Origin of the sequence: Clostridium aminobutyricum (genome assembly GCF_017255415.1) — a bacterium.
GTDB classification, from domain to species: Bacteria; Bacillota; Clostridia; order Peptostreptococcales; family Anaerovoracaceae; genus Aminipila; species Aminipila aminobutyrica.
Window position 1 is genome coordinate 54,632 of the sequence record NZ_JAFJZZ010000002.1, and the last position, 17,894, is coordinate 72,525.

12 protein-coding genes, 1 pseudogene and 1 riboswitch are annotated in these 17,894 nt (G+C 40.4%); of the genes and pseudogenes, 3 read left to right on the forward strand and 10 right to left on the reverse strand.

Annotated features, from left to right (window positions below; translation table 11 throughout):
• Positions 1 to 4: 4 nt before the first annotated feature.
• The 6 genes from secA to metK all read right to left on the reverse strand — a co-directional run bounded on the left by secA (position 5) and on the right by metK (position 8,710).
• Complete coding sequence (gene secA, locus JYB65_RS06510; protein WP_206581851.1) at positions 5 to 2,773, reverse strand: preprotein translocase subunit SecA; 2,769 nt, start codon at positions 2,771 to 2,773, stop codon at positions 5 to 7.
• 3 nt (positions 2,774 to 2,776) lie between these two features.
• The gene (locus JYB65_RS06515) at positions 2,777 to 4,051 is read right to left on the reverse strand and encodes an HlyC/CorC family transporter (RefSeq protein WP_206581852.1); all 1,275 of its coding nucleotides are present in this window, start codon (positions 4,049 to 4,051) and stop codon (positions 2,777 to 2,779) included.
• 178 nt (positions 4,052 to 4,229) lie between these two features.
• Positions 4,230 to 4,850: a hypothetical protein gene (locus tag JYB65_RS06520; protein WP_206581853.1), complete on the reverse strand. Its 621-nt coding sequence runs from the start codon at positions 4,848 to 4,850 to the stop codon at positions 4,230 to 4,232.
• Positions 4,851 to 5,924: a hypothetical protein gene (locus JYB65_RS06525; RefSeq protein WP_206581854.1), complete on the reverse strand. Its 1,074-nt coding sequence runs from the start codon at positions 5,922 to 5,924 to the stop codon at positions 4,851 to 4,853.
• Between the two features lie 58 nt (positions 5,925 to 5,982).
• Positions 5,983 to 7,296 (reverse strand): aspartate kinase, encoded by a 1,314-nt coding sequence (locus JYB65_RS06530; RefSeq protein WP_206581855.1) that lies wholly within the window; start codon positions 7,294 to 7,296, stop codon positions 5,983 to 5,985.
• 229 nt (positions 7,297 to 7,525) lie between these two features.
• The gene (metK, locus tag JYB65_RS06535; RefSeq protein ID WP_206581856.1) at positions 7,526 to 8,710 is read right to left on the reverse strand and encodes a methionine adenosyltransferase; all 1,185 of its coding nucleotides are present in this window, start codon (positions 8,708 to 8,710) and stop codon (positions 7,526 to 7,528) included.
• A 109-nt stretch (positions 8,711 to 8,819) separates the two neighbouring features.
• Positions 8,820 to 8,944: riboswitch (SAM riboswitch) on the reverse strand.
• 196 nt (positions 8,945 to 9,140) lie between these two features.
• Between metK and JYB65_RS06540 the strand changes: the two genes are divergently transcribed.
• Entirely contained in the window at positions 9,141 to 10,319 is a 1,179-nt protein-coding gene (locus tag JYB65_RS06540) for a hypothetical protein (protein WP_206581857.1), read from the forward strand.
• A 104-nt stretch (positions 10,320 to 10,423) separates the two neighbouring features.
• On the opposite strand, the gene JYB65_RS06545 is transcribed toward JYB65_RS06540, so the two are convergent.
• Together JYB65_RS06545 and JYB65_RS06550 are read right to left on the reverse strand one after the other, a co-directional pair.
• A complete protein-coding gene (locus JYB65_RS06545; protein WP_206581858.1) occupies positions 10,424 to 11,593 on the reverse strand; it encodes a M20 family metallopeptidase in 1,170 nt (389 codons plus the stop codon).
• Positions 11,580 to 12,728 (reverse strand): serine hydrolase domain-containing protein, encoded by a 1,149-nt coding sequence (locus JYB65_RS06550; RefSeq protein ID WP_206581859.1) that lies wholly within the window; start codon positions 12,726 to 12,728, stop codon positions 11,580 to 11,582. Before JYB65_RS06550 ends, JYB65_RS06545 begins: the two co-directional genes overlap by 14 nt.
• Before the next feature lie 176 nt (positions 12,729 to 12,904).
• Here JYB65_RS06550 and JYB65_RS06555 point away from each other — a divergent pair, with 176 nt between their 5' ends.
• Positions 12,905 to 14,032, forward strand: a complete 1,128-nt coding sequence (locus JYB65_RS06555; protein WP_206581860.1) for an aldo/keto reductase — start codon at positions 12,905 to 12,907, stop codon at positions 14,030 to 14,032.
• Positions 14,033 to 14,400: 368 nt separating this feature from the next.
• Complete coding sequence (locus tag JYB65_RS06560; RefSeq protein ID WP_206581861.1) at positions 14,401 to 15,876, forward strand: Na+/H+ antiporter NhaC family protein; 1,476 nt, start codon at positions 14,401 to 14,403, stop codon at positions 15,874 to 15,876.
• 49 nt (positions 15,877 to 15,925) lie between these two features.
• Here the strand turns inward: JYB65_RS06560 and JYB65_RS06565 are convergent.
• Both JYB65_RS06565 and JYB65_RS06570 read right to left on the reverse strand, forming a co-directional pair.
• A pseudogene (locus JYB65_RS06565) lies at positions 15,926 to 16,042 on the reverse strand (IS3 family transposase); the annotation flags it as partial.
• Between the two features lie 167 nt (positions 16,043 to 16,209).
• Complete coding sequence (locus JYB65_RS06570) at positions 16,210 to 17,781, reverse strand: AraC family transcriptional regulator (RefSeq protein WP_206581862.1); 1,572 nt, start codon at positions 17,779 to 17,781, stop codon at positions 16,210 to 16,212.
• Positions 17,782 to 17,894: the final 113 nt, after the last annotated feature.

The window sequence follows — 17,894 nt, forward strand, 5'->3', positions numbered from 1 at the left end:
TTCTCTATTCCATTGTTACTTCGTCTTTATTCATACAGCAGTTCTTATATTTCTTGCCGCTTCCGCACGGGCAAGGATCGTTTCTGCCGATCTTTTCTTCCGTTCTGCGAATCGGTTCCCGGTGTTCTTCCCGGTTCGGCACAGGTGCCTGATCCGGCATGTCACCACTTTGGATGGAGCTTGCATCTTCTCTATAATCTTCCTTTCGCCCTTCTCCGATCTCGATGACCTTCTTTCTCTCCGCATTCGTTTGAAGGGTTACATTATAGCAGAATTTCACCGTATCCTCTTTGATCGCCTGTATCATTAATTCGAACATATCGAAGCCTTCGTTTCCATAAGCCGCTGCAGGATCTTGCTGACCGATGGCTCTCAAATTGATACCGCTTCGGAGCTGATCCATGTCGTCAATGTGATCCATCCACTTGTTATCCACTACTCGAATCAGAATCATTCGCTCCAGTTCACGCATTCGCTCGATACCAATTTCATTTTCTTTTTCTTCGTATAGCTTCTCAAACTGTTTATGAATATCTTCTTTTAATTTTTCTTGACTTAAATTTTGTATCTCTTCATCCGTATAGGAAAAATCCGTAAATCTCGGACAAAGTTTGTTTAAATGACCGTTTAACGTGTCTAAATCCCATTCTTCTGCATATCGGGAAGCGACTACAATCGGCGCAACTAACTCATCAACCAGCTCACAGGTCATGTTACGAATGTGTTCTCTCAAATCTTCCCCAAACAAAACCTTACGCCGTTCTTCATAGATAATCTGACGCTGCTTATTCATTACATTGTCATACTGCAATACATATTTTCTGATGTGGAAATTCTTTGCTTCCACACGTTTCTGCGCGGCTTCGATACGCTTGGTCAGCATACCCGCTTCAATGGCTTCATCTTCATCCACGCCTAATTTTCCAACCAGATTCTGTATCTTCTCTCCGCCGAATAACCGCATCAGTTCATCTTCAAGAGATAAGAAGAATTGAGTAGTTCCGGGATCGCCCTGACGTCCTGCACGGCCTCTTAACTGATTATCGATTCTTCGAGATTCATGACGCTCTGTACCGATAATGCAAAGTCCGCCAAGTTCCCGTACTTTTTGCTGTTCTTCCAATCTTTCATTCTTAAACTTGTCGCTTAACTCCTGAAATACCTTTCTGGCATTCAGCAGCTCCGGATCGTTGGTTGATACAAAAGAAGTTGCAAAGGAGAGTGCCTCATCCGTGAAACCCTGTTTCTTCATCTCTCTCTTAGCTTCAAATTCTGGGTTACCGCCCAGCAAGATATCGGTACCACGACCAGCCATGTTGGTTGCGATGGTAACCGCTCCCAGACGACCTGCTTCTGCTACGATTTCCGCTTCTTTCTCATGCTGCTTTGCATTCAACACGTTGTGCTTGACTCCTCTTTTGCGAAGCATATCGCTGATGAGCTCGGAACGCTCAATGGAAATCGTACCTACTAAAATCGGCTGTCCGGTTTCATATACCTCCGCAATACGCTCTGCGATCGCTTTGAATTTCCCTTTTTCCGTCGCATAAATGGAGTCTTGAAGGTCTTGTCTGGCAATTTGTCTATTGGTTGGAATCACGACTACATCCATGTTGTAGATATCACGGAATTCGTCTTCTTCCGTTTTAGCAGTACCGGTCATACCGGCTAACTTCTTATACATTCTGAAATAATTCTGCAAGGTAATCGTCGCAAGGGTTTTGGATTCGGAGCGAACCAATACGCCTTCTTTCGCTTCAATTGCCTGATGTAATCCGTCGCTGTATCTTCTGCCGAACATCAAACGTCCCGTAAATTCATCGACGATAACAATCTCTCCGTCTTTTACGATATAATCCACATCACGCTTCATTAAATTTCTGGCTTTTAAGGCTTGCAGTACGTGATGGTTAATTTCCATATTCTCCGGATCGGAGAAGTTTTCAATATTAAATGCTTTTTCACACTTGCTTACCCCTTCTTCCGTCAAGGCAACCGTTTTATCTTTTTCTTCTATCGTAAAATCCTCTTCATTACGCAACGTCATGACAAACTTATCTGCCACACTGTATAAATCAGTAGATTTAGCTCCTTGTCCGGATATAATCAAAGGAGTTCTTGCTTCATCAATCAAGATAGAGTCTACTTCATCGACAATAGCAAAGTTCAATTCTTCACGCTGAGACATTTCCTCACGGTACGTTACCATGTTATCTCTTAAATAGTCAAAACCGAATTCGTTGTTTGTTCCATAGGTAATATCCGCTTGATACGCAGCTTTTCTCTGCGCTCCGGTGACACCATGTATTACGCAGCCGACTGACAGGCCCAAGAAAGAGTACAATTTCCCCATCCATTCCATGTCACGCTTAGCGAGGTAATCATTGACGGTTACCACATGAACTCCCTCTCCGCTCAATGCATTTAGGTAGGCTGCCAACGTTGCCACTAACGTCTTACCTTCACCGGTTTTCATTTCAGCGATACGCCCTTGATGCAGCGCCACACCACCGATCAGCTGCACCCTGAAATGCTTCATCCCCAAACTTCTTACCGCACCTTCTCGGCAAACGGCAAATGCTTCAGGCAAAAGGTCATCCAGGGTTTCACCTTTCGCTACCCGTTGTTTAAATTCTGTCGTTTTTGCTTTTAGCTCTTCATCGCTTAGTGCTTGCATTGCGGAATCAAAAGATTCTACCTTATCCACAATTTTTTCAATTTTTTTAACCTCTTTTACATTTAAATCTCCAAAGATTTTCTCCATAAAACCCATTTTTTACCTCTTTTCCCCTTCTGGTTGTTCCTCTTTTTTTGGTTTAACAACAATATTTACTTCTAAGGCCCTCTTGCCATCGGCCTTAGTGACTCTTACCTTTAGGTTTTCATATTCAAAGGAGTCACCTACGCTTGGGAGTTTGTCGAGTTGTACGACAACCCAGCCATTTACAGTAGTTACATCCATCTCCTCATATTTCAAATTAAAATAGTCAAACATTTTTTCTACATTGGTACTGCAGAGTACTCTGAAACTGCCGTCATAAATTTGCAGAATTTCTTGCGATGTCACGGCATCGTGTTCATCCCAAATTTCACCGACAAGTTCTTCAATAATATCCTCCATCGTAACAATGCCTTCTGTTCCGCCGTATTCATCCACGACGATCGCAATGTGCGTTTTAGCCACCTGCATTCGTTTCAACAGATTAGCAATTCGAATAGACCCTGCCACAAATACAACCGGCGTCACATAATCTACAATTTCTTTATGCTGACCGATTACATAATTGTGAAAGTCCTTCTGGTTCAACACACCAACAATTCGATCCATATTTTCTTCATAGACCGGCAATCTGGAAAAACCGGTTTGCAGGAATAAGTTTCCCACCTCCTGCTTGGACTGTTTGATTTCGATGGCTTCCACATCTACACGAGGCGTCAGCACATCCCACGCTTCTAAGTCATTAAATTCTATTGCATTCTGAATCAATTCACTTTGCTCTTCATCTAAACTGCCGTCTGTTTCAGCTTCTTCTACAATGCTCAGCAATTCATCTTCTGTGATACCTCTGCTGTAATCTCGTTTAAAGGCTTTAGCAATGAAGATTTTCCACCCGGAAAAAAGATAGTTCAAGGGGGTCAATAGAAAAATGAAAACGCAGAGAAGCGGAGCTGAAAACATTGAAAATTTTTCTGGATCTTCTTTTGAAATGCTCTTCGGTGAAATTTCACAGAAAAACAATATAACTATGGTAATACCGACTGTCGAGAGTATAACACCGAGTTCTCCGTATAAATTTACAAAAAGAACCGTCGCGATAGCAGTCATCGCAATCTTGACTATATTATTCCCAATTAATAGAGTAGTCAGCAGCTTATCAACATTTTCTTCTAAGTCTAAAACAAGTTTAGCCTTTTTATCACCATCATTTGCAAGATGTTTTATCCTCATTCGATTTAAGGATGTAAATGCCGTCTCGGTTGCTGAAAAGTATGCTGAAAATATAATCAATAGTATAAGAGCAAGTACTGATATGGTGATATTCCCTTCCATTCATTCGATCTCCCTTTTGAAATTGTCCAACAACGTATCAAAATATGAACTTATTTAGGCGCTTTTATAAAGCTAAATGGCTTGTGTAAAATATAAATAACCATTATAGCATTATATTGTACCATATTTCACAGAAAAATAAAAGAGGACAAGTTATTTGCCCTCTCCAAGATCAAATTTATCTGTATTCCGGATACTGTCTCCGGATATAAGCGATGTTGGATGCCACCCAAACGGTTCCGGCAAAAGCAGCTATTGCACCTATTACAGCCAGTATTCCGAAGTCATTGCGAAAAACTAATCCACCCATCATCAGCACGGTGCCAATGGTATATAATACAGCAAACTTGGTGGCCACTTTCCGCAGATTTCTTTCCGGGGTGAAGTATTCATCGATCTCCCTACCCAGCGTAAAGCAATCTCTTCTGCTTTCAAAGAGCAATAGCTCAGACCCCATAAACAAGTAAAACAGAAATGCTATATTTAGAATCGAATTTGACGCGAACAACAATAGGGTCAATGTTTCATTCAAAACAGCATCTATATTGTTGAGAAGAAGTCCTTCTTTTACCATTTCCATCACAAACGCTGCCCCTTGGACACCGGCGTATATGCGGCACAACATACGGGCACGCAGCAAATATTTATTCCCATTATCTTCGAGTACAATGGAAATCCCCTTTGCGATGATCAGCACAGCGATAAAGTTCGGTAAAATCTCCATCTCCCCTATATTAATATGCAAAATGGACAGTACAAGTCCCCAAAATACAAATCGGTATCCTCTGTTTCGTTGCATTTAGATAACGCCCCTTTCTCTTAAGTATTGTCGAAGCTCTGCCGTTGTATATCCGAAATCCCCATTAGAATAACTCATCGGTGAAATCTGCATCTGATATTGATTTCCGTCCTCGTCTTCCAAAGTAACTACAGGTAACAGCTGATAGCCAAAGTACCCCGGAGCCTTGGCTCCTGGGGGCTTTGCCCGGCTTTTGATAGAGATCTTGTCACCTTTATTCCATTGCAGTCCAGCTGCATCTTTATAAGAAGTCTTTCCGATCTCTATTTGTATAGAATTTTGCAATTCCTCCATTAAGGGGCTTTGCACAGATACAAGGTGAACATCTTTTTTTGCAATATAGGTGTCTGTGTTTTCTATGCCTTCATTATCACCGATTCCGGTGCCTGCAATCCGATCTAAGACAGCTTCTTCCTTTTTGATCGGTGTCAGTAAGATTCTCCCGATATTCACATGTTTGAAGGTAAGATTATTATTATTTGCATACGCATAAATCGTTGCGTGATTTAATTCTAACGTCTTATTGTTTTTGATTAAATCCATAAATACCTCTTTATTCTCGTCGCCTAAAGTGATGTACATGGTCTTTATGGTAAAACGCCCATACGGTACCCCTGATTTGCTCTGATTTCCTCCGGAATACACCCATACACCTGCCGAGCCCACATTCGGTTCGCCTGAAATACGCGCGGCTAACTCCGGTGCCTCATCAAAGGCAATCCCCACGATCTCTATCGGATCATCTATATTGGTTATACATTTTAATTGAAATTCACAGTCTTCTCTAAACCTTTCCATTAACCGGTCACTTCCGGGCTGGATTCCTATTTCGGGCCTCTCTTCCCCGCCCGTCTCAAGGGGATAATACAGGCCATCCTGTTTCAATTCCACTTCCGCATCCGTCTCACTGTCATACATCTTTACTTCAGGTAAACCAATCTCCAGAAAAGACTCTGTAAATACCGGTTCATCGAGCTTGCTCCATTGAATGTATCCGATTGCCGCAAGCGCAGCTGCCGCAATTGCTGCTATACACACGATGAATACCAGATGATCCCTTTTGCTAATCTCCATACGCTCCCCCTATAACAAAACGTCCCTGCTTGTGGGACGTTTTTATCTGTTTCATTTTTTAACTTATAAATGCATTGTAAATTGCCTTAATGGAAGTATTAAAATCTTTATTTTCAACGCCAATAATAATATTCATTTCACTGGAGCCTTGATCGATCATTCGGATATTTACGCCTGCTTCCGCCAACGCAGTAAACAATTTTGCAGATACGCCCGGTCTTCTGGACATGCCTGCCCCTACTGTTGCAATGAGGGCCATATCCTCAAATACATCAAGGGAGTCCGGATTCAACTTTTTCTTTAAGTCATCAAGAACTTCTCCCAGTCTGCCGTCTAGGTTTTTATTTGCAATAACAACCGAAACGGTGTCAATCCCGGAAGGAAGATGCTCAATGGCAATGTCATAATCCTCAAGGATTCCGCTGATACGTCTGATAAAGCCGATCTCCTGACTCATCATATTCTTATAAATAGCAATTACAGTAAAATCCTTGCTTCCTGCAATTCCCGTGATGATCCGGTCTTTTTCCACCGTCACTTCCGCATTAATCATCGTTCCCGGATCAGTAGGAATGTTGGTATTTCGAATATTGATTGGAATATTCTCGATTCTTGCAGGGTAGATTGCATCCTCATGAAGTACGGATGCGCCCATGTAGGAAAGTTCCCTTAATTCTTTGTAAGAAATTTTGCTGATTGGTTTTGGATTGGATACGATTCTAGGGTCTGCCATAAGGAAACCTGAAACGTCCGTCCAGTTTTCATAAACATCCGCTTTAACCGCTCTTGCAACGATAGCTCCGGTGATGTCTGAACCTCCTCTGGAGAAGGTCTTGATCTTGCCATTCGGATACGAGCCATAAAAACCGGGAAGAACAGCCCGTTCATGTTTTTTTAATTCTTCGCCGAGTACCCGGTTGGTCTCTTCCGCAAGAAAGCGGCCTTTTTCGTCAAACAGGACAAAATCTGCCGTATCAACAAAATCATAACCAAGTACAGACGCAGTAATCTTTGCATTTAAATACTCTCCTCTGCTGGCAATATAGTCCGCAGAAGCACCTTCCTGAAGGTTTTTCTTAATTTCATCGAACTCAACCATTAAATCAAGATTGATGCCCAGATTAATGACCATCGCCATATATCGGTCACAAATCACCTGAAATACCTGCTCATACGGCAGATTATGGTCGATATGCGTCTTGCAAAGGTATAAAAGATCTGTGATCTTATTATCTTCGGTATATCTTTTTCCGGGAGCCGATACGACGACATACCGTCGTTCCTTATCGGCTTCAATGATTTCCTTTGTCTTTGTCAGCTGTATAGCATCTGCAACGGATGAACCACCAAACTTTGCTACTTTAATTCCCACTGGAATTACCTCCTTATTTCCGCAATTTATCTGCGCTATTCTTGTAATATGTTCTAAATGCACAATAGGTACATGAATGATTATTTATTAAAGCATAAGCATAATAGTACATTATATATAAATGCCAAGCCTAACGCAATAAAATAACCAAAAAAAGACCACCTTGACTATTTTTAACATTCCAAGGTGATCTCATTTTAATTCATCATCGCTTTATTCTTCTAAAGTCTTAAATTCCAGCATCCCTCGCAAGAATTTCCGCTTTATCCGTCTTTTCCCATGGAATATCGATATCAGTTCTTCCAAAATGACCATAAGCAGCTACCTGTCTGTAAATTGGTCTTCTTAAATCCAACTCTCTGATGATGGCTGCCGGTCTTAAATCAAAATGTGTTTGAATCAATTCAACCATCTTTTCATCTGATATTTTTCCTGTTCCGTACGTGTCCACCATAATGGATACTGGTTTTGCAACACCAATTGCATAAGCGAGCTCAATTTCGCACTTATCGGCAAGACCTGCTGCAACAATATTCTTCGCAACGTATCTTGCTGCATACGTAGCAGAACGGTCTACTTTTGTAGGGTCTTTGCCGCTGAATGCACCGCCGCCGTGTCTTGCATAGCCGCCGTACGTGTCAACGATAATTTTTCTGCCGGTCAGTCCCGAATCTCCATGCGGTCCGCCGATTACAAATCGTCCGGTTGGGTTTACAAAATATTTTGTTTCACTGTCTAACAGTTCAGCCGGTACGATTGGCTTAATAACTTTTTCAATCAGATCTGCTCTAATCTGTTCTTGGGTAGCCTCCGGATCATGCTGCGTTGAAATAAGAACAGTATCTACTCTTTTTACCTTATCGCCATCGTATTCAACCGTTACCTGGGTCTTTCCATCCGGTCTTAAATACTTTAAGGTTCCGTCTTTTCTCACCTTTGTAAGCTGTAGTGCAAGCTTATGGGCAAGAGAGATCGGCATGGGCATTAACTCAGGTGTTTCATTGCACGCAAACCCAAACATGATCCCTTGATCTCCTGCTCCGGTTTCTTCAATCTGATCGTTCAGGGAACCTTCTTTATACTCTAACGCCTTGTCTACGCCCATTGCGATATCGCCGGATTGCTCATCTATAGCTGTCAGAACAGCGCAAGTATTTCCGTCAAAACCATATTCGCTCTTATCGTATCCAATATCGCAAATAACTCCTCTTACAATTTTAGGAATATCAATATAGCATTTTGTAGTGATTTCACCCATTACCATTGCATATCCGGTTGTAGTAGTAGTTTCTGCCGCCACTCTTCCATACGGATCCTGTGTATAAATAGCATCTAAAATGGCATCTGAAATCTGGTCGCATATTTTGTCAGGATGCCCTTCTGTTACAGATTCTGATGTAAATAATTTTTTCATGTGTACCTCCTTTTTGGGCGAATCAATTCGTCTCAAAATTCTAAAATAAAAAACAGCTAAAAAAAATAACCTCTTCAAAGAAAGAGGTTAGATATTGTTTCATCATCCTTCCTCATCTCTCAGATTTCAACCAATCTGTAGGAATTGGCACCTTTTATATTTTATACTTCACCATAAAACACATAGGTTGCCGGGCATCGCAGGGCCTAATCCCTCCGCCTCTCTTGATAAGGGTTATTTAATTTTTAGTTATAAAAGTCTTTCTATTGTTAAAGACTTTATTATATTATATCCCATAAAAGCATATTGTCAATATGTAACCTTTTGAGGTATACTAATTTATTATACTCGGTAATAATATCTATTGCACACTATACTTTAATATGGTTTAACTTATGGTTTCGTGCGATAGAAAAAAAGGGAGAGAGATTTGACTGATAGAAATTTTAGAGTAATAAAAGGAGGCTTAGATGCTCCTTTACACGGTACAAAAGAATTCGTGTCCGCATATGTCACAGATACGCGACTGATGGGTGTGACCGGTCTTTATATTCACTGGCATTTAGTAGATGCTGATCTTGCTACAGATTTTCACCAATTTTACTATTTTGATGCAGAAGAATATGGATTTGAAACGTATAAAAGCATCGTTGGGAATGATGTAGCTGAAATTTCGTTAATTGAATCCGCTCTTTTAGGAGGATTAGGCGGTAAAAAAGTAGATCTTTCGGAAGAGGAGGCTCGTTTTCTCGTGCAGGATTATGTGAGAGCAAACGAAGAGTTGTCCTTGCCCCTGCCGGATGGAAAAGAAGAATATCAGTTTATCTTGGATAAGCCTATTTCATTAACCCTTCGCCAGCGAAGTGATTTAATGAAAAAAATGTGCGATGAGGTCCACTCCGTTCATCAGGTCATCAATTACTTCCTGATGCGCTGCTTTGGGCGGGACTATTATGCCGCGAAGTATTTGACGAACGGAAGAATAGATATCCGTCTTTATGATGATTACCCTATATCCACCCTCTGTAAAAATACTATAGATATTTGCGATGAAGAAACCAATGCTTATCTATGTGAATCCCTTATTGAATATAACGGGACATATCACATTATCATTTCTGAAATTCAAGTAGACGCCCTTCTAATCTCCGGCTTTAAACGACGCTCCGGCTTTAAGGTTAGTGCCGCAGAAGCAGCGATGATGCTTTCAAGACCTGAATTCATCACCGTATATGATATCCTGATCGATAACGAGGAAGTTTTCGATAGTAAAATATCGGAAGTCACTTCCAACGCGATGCTTACTCTGCATGAAAACGGAAAGCTATTTCTAGTATTTAATAAAAATAATAATCACGTAAACAAACAGGTATTTCGATTAAACGAAGATATCTACGGCATGTACTACGTGACCGATTACGGGCAGATGATCGTAGCCAGCTACAGCATCCAGGGAATCCACGCCCTTGAAGCAGATTTAAGAAGGAGTTCCTTTGATCAATATCTGGTGATGACGGCAAAATATGAATTTAAAGAACCGATCCTATATGAATTTATACAAAGTGATTTTGAAGATTTTGAAGACTTCTTAGAATTTATAAAAGAATAAATAGGCAACTTACGAAATACGTTATTTCCATTTACGTTAACAACTAAAAATCAAGGCCATGCATTAACAGGGAGTTTCAATTCCCTGCAAGGCATGGCCTTTATTCATTGGTTAAAATCTTCCTTCATTGCTTCAAATTTTTTTGAGTCTGTGAAGATTTTTAATATTTGAAGCGTCAGTATTTTAGCCCCGTCTGCAATCGCCCGATGTGCTCGAGATGATTTGACTGCCTCTGCGAATTCTCTCGTATGAATGGCCACTCCCGGTTCCACAATTTGAAGGGTCGGATGAAAGGTAGGGCAAATCATGCTCACGTTTCCGGCATCCGAGGAACCGAATATTCGATCCGGATTGCCAAGCTCCAACCCTAGCTCCGCATACGTTTCTGACAGGACACCTTCTCCCGTCGGATTCGCCTTCAGGTTATCATAAGACTCTGCAGTCAGCTTTTTCTGGTAGCTTGTTTGAGTCGCAATAGCTGCTCCTTTGGCGCAATCCTCCACTTTCCTCAGCAGTTCAGTCAAATAATGCCGATCCATGGAACGAATATAAAATTCTGCCGAAGCCGATTCCGGAACGATATTGGGTGCTAAGCCGCCATCCCGTATGACCCCGTGAATCCGCACATCCGGTTTGACATGCTGCCGAAGCATATCCAAGGCATGAAACATCAACTGCACACCATTTAATGCATTGTTCCCATCCCACGGAGCCGCTGACGCATGCGCTGGTTTTCCGTGGAAAGTATAAAGATAAGAATTCAATGCTTGCAATTTAGGTGCCAGGATGTTTTCATCGTATAAATGCACCATTAACGCCATATCATATTCATCAAAAACCCCGTTTTTCACCATCGTGCATTTTGCGCCATCTGTCTCCTCCACCGGAGTACCTATAATATGGATATCGGCATCTAATTCTTCTTGCAATTCTTTCAAAGATAACCCCGTCAATAAGCTGATCGCAGCACTGGTGCAATGTCCGCAGGCATGTCCAATCCCGGGCAGCGCATCATATTCCGTCAAAAGAGCAATTTTTCGTGAATGGTTATTGTCTCCGTATACCGCCTTAAAGGCCGTATCATATCCGGCATAAGGGGCTTCCGTTTGATACCCTTCTTTGTTTAACAATTTCACTATTTTTCGGGAGGATTCGTACTCTTTTCCTGACACTTCAGGATGGTCTGCTAAATCATCATTGATCAGCCGGCAAACCGCCTCGTATTCCCCCAATCGCTCATAGGCGGCTTCTTTTAGTTTCTCATAATTTTTCATCCCATTCCTCCTTGTTGTTTTCTTTCAGAATCAGTTCCAATATGTTTTTGTTGATCTTTTTCACTGGTGCTTGCGACAAATTGGCTAATACAGCAATATGCAAATCCAACTCCGGGCAAAGCCAAAAGCTAGCACGAAATCCGTCATCGTTGCCTTCATGTCCATATAGTGTAAAGCCATTCTGCTCTCGAATAAACCAGCTCAAGCCAATATGCTCCTCATTGTTTGAAACCAGTGCATATTTTCTCCACATCAAATCGTACGTTTCTTTCCGAAGAACTTTTTTCTCTATATGCCCTCTTGCCCATCGCTCTAAGTCCTTTAAATTTGTCGTTATTGTTGAGCTCGGTCCATGGGCCCTGCTATAAGGATATTGTTCCTCCAGTAGGATGAATTTCCGCTCATTTTTCGTGTGGGGCATCGCCATATTCACTTTAGCCAAATTTTCCAACGATAAACTTTCCTTCACATAGAAAGGATCCGTTAACTCCCCTTGAATACCTAGTTTCTTTGTACGCTCAAAGGTTAAAAGAGTGGTATCTTTCATATCCAGTGGCTTCAGTATATTTTCTGCGACAAACGTCTCAAAAGACATACCGGAAACATGAGCGATTACAGCACCAAGCAGTTCATAGGCCATATTGCTGTATTGGAATCGATTTTCTTCAGGAGCCCAAAGCAATTTGGATTTTCTTATTTCATCGGACTCACAATACCGCTGCAAGGCACCTTCATCCAGCTGCGGTTTATCCCATCCATAATCCGTTACATCCGTTAACCCCGAAGTATGGGTCAATAAATGTCGGACGGTTATCGTTTTATAGCGTTTATCATCAATAGAAAACCAAGGCAGAATTTCAGATACTTCAGCATCTAGACAAAGGCTTCCCTTCTCCCAAAGCAATAAAATAGCGGTTCCTACGAACAGTTTGGTGACAGAAGCCACATGAAAATATTGATCGATTTTCAAGGTTTTTTTATCGGTAAAATCCTGATAGCCTGCGGTCTTCTCATAGTGCAGTCCTCGACAGGGAAGAGGGCTGTTGCTGCCCACGGTCACCCCGATCGCCAGACCGGCTATATCATGATAAAAAAGTGCTTCTTCTATATAATTATTTAGCTTTTCGGCTAGCATATTTTCCCCTCCGATTGAACGTCATTGTCACTGTCAAAATTAGTATATCGTATTTTTTTACTTTATGGTAAAATATATTAAGATCTTAGTCTATTTTACTTAATCAATCGCTGAAGCGAAAAACGTTGAATCAGTTGAAGATCAGCGTGCAATATATGAATATATGGAGGAACTAAATGCAATACAGAACATTTCCTAAAACTGGTGAAAAAGTCTCTTTATTGGGTTTTGGAACCATGCGTTTTCCAACCTTAGAAAATGGAAAAATTAATGAACAGGAAGCCATTCGAATGATACGCACCGCCATTGACAGCGGCATTAACTATGTAGATACTGCGTATATGTATCACAATGGTGAAAGTGAAGTGGTTACCGGAAAAGCATTAAAAGACGGCTATAGAAAGAAAGTTCTATTAGCTGATAAGATGCCAGTATGGATGGCCCGAGATGAAAAAGGCATGAAGCAAATCTTCACCAATCAGCTAGAAAGATTAGATGATCAAGTGATTGATATGTACCTTGTTCATAATATAACAAAGCAGATTTGGAAACGGGTACTGCAATTCAATACGCTAGAATTTCTAGAACAAAAGCGTGCAGAAGGCAAAATCAAGCACATAGGATTTTCTTTCCACGATGATTTTGAATGCTTTAAAGAAGTCGTAGATGCGTACCCATGGGATTTTTGCCAAATTCAACTCAATTATATGGATGTGAACTTTCAAGCTGGATTAGAAGGATTAAAATATGCAGCTGCAAGAGGTATTCCAGTCATCATTATGGAACCGCTTAAAGGTGGCAAGCTAACCGATCTGCTCCCGGAATCCATCGAAAAATATTGGGCTGAGGCGGATGTGAAACGTACTCCTGCAGAATGGGCACTTCGTTGGGTGGCTGATTTTCCGGAAGTTCTCACCATCTTAAGTGGTATGACCACAATGGAACAGCTGCAAGAAAATATTCGTATTCTTAGCCAAGCAGAGCCAAATAGCCTTACAGAAAAAGAACACAAGATCATTGCTAAAGTATCTGACGAATACAATAATCTCATTAAATATTCCTGTACAGCATGCCGTTACTGTATGCCATGTCCGCAAAGAATTGAAATTCCTGCGGTGATTAACCTGTATAATGAATGGCATTTATATAATGGCAATCCCAAAATTAAAGCTGATTTCAATATGTGGGTTTCACCAAAAGCCAGACCTTCGGTCTGTACCTCCTGTAATGCCTGTCAGAGCCATTGTCCACAAGGATTACCGGTATCTGAAATTATGCAGAAAGCAAAAGAAATCTTTGAATAATTTTTTAGCGGTCCCATACTAATTCAGCTCTCAATCTCAGCCTTGCTCTGTGAAGATTATCGCAGAACAAGGCTTTTATTTTTATCTATAAATACATCTTGTAACAATGTGTCTCAATATTTCCATTTTTTTTATTTTTTTATATTTTTGTTTTAAATTGATTTTTCAAACTATTTTGTCAAAATCGGTCTATTTATGTTGACAAGTTTTCTCTTGATGAGATACAATCAAAGTCGATGCACCATTCATAGGCCTGTCTAATTTATAAATAAATAATCCGACAGATTTATGTTGAGAAGTTACAAATTTATAGACTTCGATGGCTAAACGCATCATTTTGCTGAAAAAAAAATTTATTTGGAGGTATCATGAAAGGATTAAAAGCGGCAATTAAATTTGTCCCAGTGCTGGTCATGGCCGGACTGATGATTAGTGGGGTGGATGCTCTTACTGCAGCCCCAATCGCAACGTTTACAGCATTTGCTGTTGCGATGATTACAGAAAAGTTATCGTTTCAAGAACTGCTGGATCCAGCAGTTGAAAGTGTAAGCAAAATTATAGTGGCATTGTTTATTCTTATGTTTGCTTATGCAATGGCAAGCTCATTTATGTCAACTGGTGTAGGTGCAGCTATTGTAAATATCTCTCTTGGACTTGGTATTACTGCAAAAACAGTTGCTTTTGTAGGATTCCTTGTAACTTGTGTCCTTTCCGTTGCGACAGGCACTTCATGGGGAACGTTTGCTGCCTGTGCACCAATTTTCTTATGGCTAAATCACATTGTTCAAGGTGATTTATTACTTACCACCGCAGCTATTGCGGGTGGTGCTTGCTTCGGTGATAATATTGGTCTTATTTCAGATACTACAGTTGTAAGTTCCGGTATTCAAGGAGTGGAAATTATCGATAGAATCAGGCATCAAGGTGTCTGGTCCATTCTTTGCTTGGCTGCTACAGCTATTTTATTTTTGGTCGTTGGTTATACCTCCGGACTCCCTTCAGTTTCAACAGATGGCGCTACTGCTATCGCAGCTATCCCAAATGAGGTTTGGGATATTCTACAAGCAGAAAGACCTGCTGCTGTTGATTTATTAATGCAGGTCAAAGAAGGTGTTCCCATTTATATGATTATTCCTTTGATTCTTGTTATAGCGTTTGCCATTAAAGGATTATCTACATTTGTCTGCTTAGGCGCTGGTATTGTTTCTGCTTATATTTGCGGGAGCTTTGCCGGAACAGTTACGTCCATTGGAGAGTATATTCAGCTGATGCAGGATGGTTTCTCCGATGCAGGTTCATGGGTAATTGTAATGATGATGTGGGTAGCTGCATTTGGAGGAATAATGGGCAGAATTCATGCTTTTGAGCCGCTCTCTGTTTTCGTTCTTAAGATATCCAGAAAAGTAAGACATTTAATGACCTGCAATGCACTCTTATCTTTAATCGGAAATGCTTGCCTTGCAGATGAAATGGCTCAGATTGTAACCGTGGGTCCTATCATAAAAGGTTTAGTGGAAGAGAACGTAGAAGCTAATGAAAAAGATATGTACACATTAAAGCTTAGAAATGCAACGTTCGGAGATGCTTTAGGCGTATTTGGTTCTCAACTAATACCTTGGCATGTATACATTGGATTCTATATAGGTATCGCTACCGCTATTTATCCATTGCATCAATTTGTAGCTATGGATATCATCAAATACAATTTCATGGCTATGACTGCTGTCTTTTCCATTATAATCTTAACTTTCACCGGCTTGGATCGATTTATTCCATTATTTAAACTTCCGGCTGAACCGGATGTTCATCTTAAGAAGGCTGTGAAAGAAGAGACTTACTTATAAAAGAATATGTTATTTTCATAAGAAAAAAGATGCCAATTATGAACTGCACTCAAAATGTTGGGCAGTATAATGAAGAAATTTTTAGGGACTGAATTCGGTACTGTACCGGGTTCAGTCCTTTTAGTTTGCACTTAATTCTTTTGTTGTTATAATAATCTTTGTAATCCCCAAGTCCCATACGAAAAAGTACACCACCAAATATTAGACGTTTTTGTCTAACCTTTGGGGCGCACTTCAAATTGAAAGTCTATCTTCTTTTTTATCTCTTATTACCAAGCGATCGTGCCTTTTCTTTTGTTGCACCTCGCCACATAGTTGAATATAGGTTGTCCATTAACGAAGAAGCTGCTTCGCTTTAGAATGATTGGACTGCTGTTGACGATCAATCAATATGATCTCGGCACTGATTCCTCTCATTGTAGAACGGATACTTAGGGCTTCAGAGGTTGTAATCGCACTGAACTCCACATCCGGCAGCGTTGACCAGCTGCTTATAAGGGTTTCTCTTTTGCTGGCCACTCCAGGCGCTCTCAAGCCTTCCTGATAGGCTGTCACAATATTCTTCTGTGAAATCTTGTATCGGCTTACGTTAAACTCGCCGGACAAGCCTTGGCATTTAATCAGAAATTCACCTTCCTCATCATATTGAGAAGCAATTTCATAAATCTTTTCTCTGTTTTCCGCATGCTGAAGATCGTTTTTAATGAAATCGTTGATATTATAAACAAGGATGCTTATACTGTTTATCTCTGCCGTACCATTGCAGCTCGTTGTAATCATATAGTTAATACCAGATGCCAGCAACCGCTCTTTTAAGCTGACCATCAGATTGTAAGGCCTTGCGATAGGCTTCATATTGTCTCTTTCAAGCAGCGTTCCGATGAAATTGTTCTCTGCCGATTCTTCCTGCAGTGCCGCCATAATGTCGAGTTCCACAATGACCGGATTCGGCTTCTTACCTTTAATATATTCTGTGTAAACACCCTTTACTTGCTTACGTATTGCTTCTTCAATCTCCTGAGGGGAGCATCGAATATATTTTGCTGCCGTTTCCCGACTGCTTACTTTATCGGTAAATTTTTTTCGGTATTCAAGCGGATGCATTCCGAACCAAGTTTTAAAGTGTTTTATATAGTAACGAACTGCTGAAAAACCCATTTCTTCCGAAATAGCTCCGACTTTTTTATTGGTTCCGAGAAGCAGTTTCTCGGATTCTTCCACTCGGATAAAGCTGAGTAAATCCTGAAAACTTAAGCCCGTAGCTTCTTTAATCACATGAGATAAATAGTAGATGCTTAGGTGTTCTTTATCGGCAATTTCATTTAAGGTCAGCTTTCTTGTATAATTTTCATACATGTATCCGGTGATCCTTCTCAAACGGCCTGCTAACACTTTGTTGCCTTTATTTTTTGTTTCATTGATAAATTTGCCGTCTTCCATGAGGAAATATTGAAAGTCTGCTAATAGGCACGCCAGTAAATTATGTGTACTTTCAATAACCTTATGTTCATAGCCATATCCTTTTTCCAAAATCTCCATCATGATTCTGCCTAAAATATTTCTTAAAATATCAAGGCTTTCGTCATCATCCTGCATATCTGTCACAAAAAAATTATTCTTTAAATTGCCATAATAGTTGGAGAAATAGGATAAATCCAATTGTAGCATCATGACCATATTGCCTTCGTTTGTTTTGGTAAAGCTATGAATTTCTCTATCATTCAGGATAAAAATATCACCTTGTTTTAAAATATAATTATAATAGCCATTTTTAAGAGCAATAGAACCTTCCAGCACATATACGACTTCTATATCATCATGAAAGTGGATAGGGTAATCTTCAATATGAGCCGTGGTAACATTTATTGGCAGTTCTTCTTTAAAGTAGCTTTTTTCCTTTAACATTTGTCCCTCCATATCGTTTCATCTTGTAATCCAATCCGTATATTATGTAAACCTTTTATGGTTTGTTCGAAACATTTTTCAACAGGCCTTAGCGTGTGATATTTAGCCTGTCA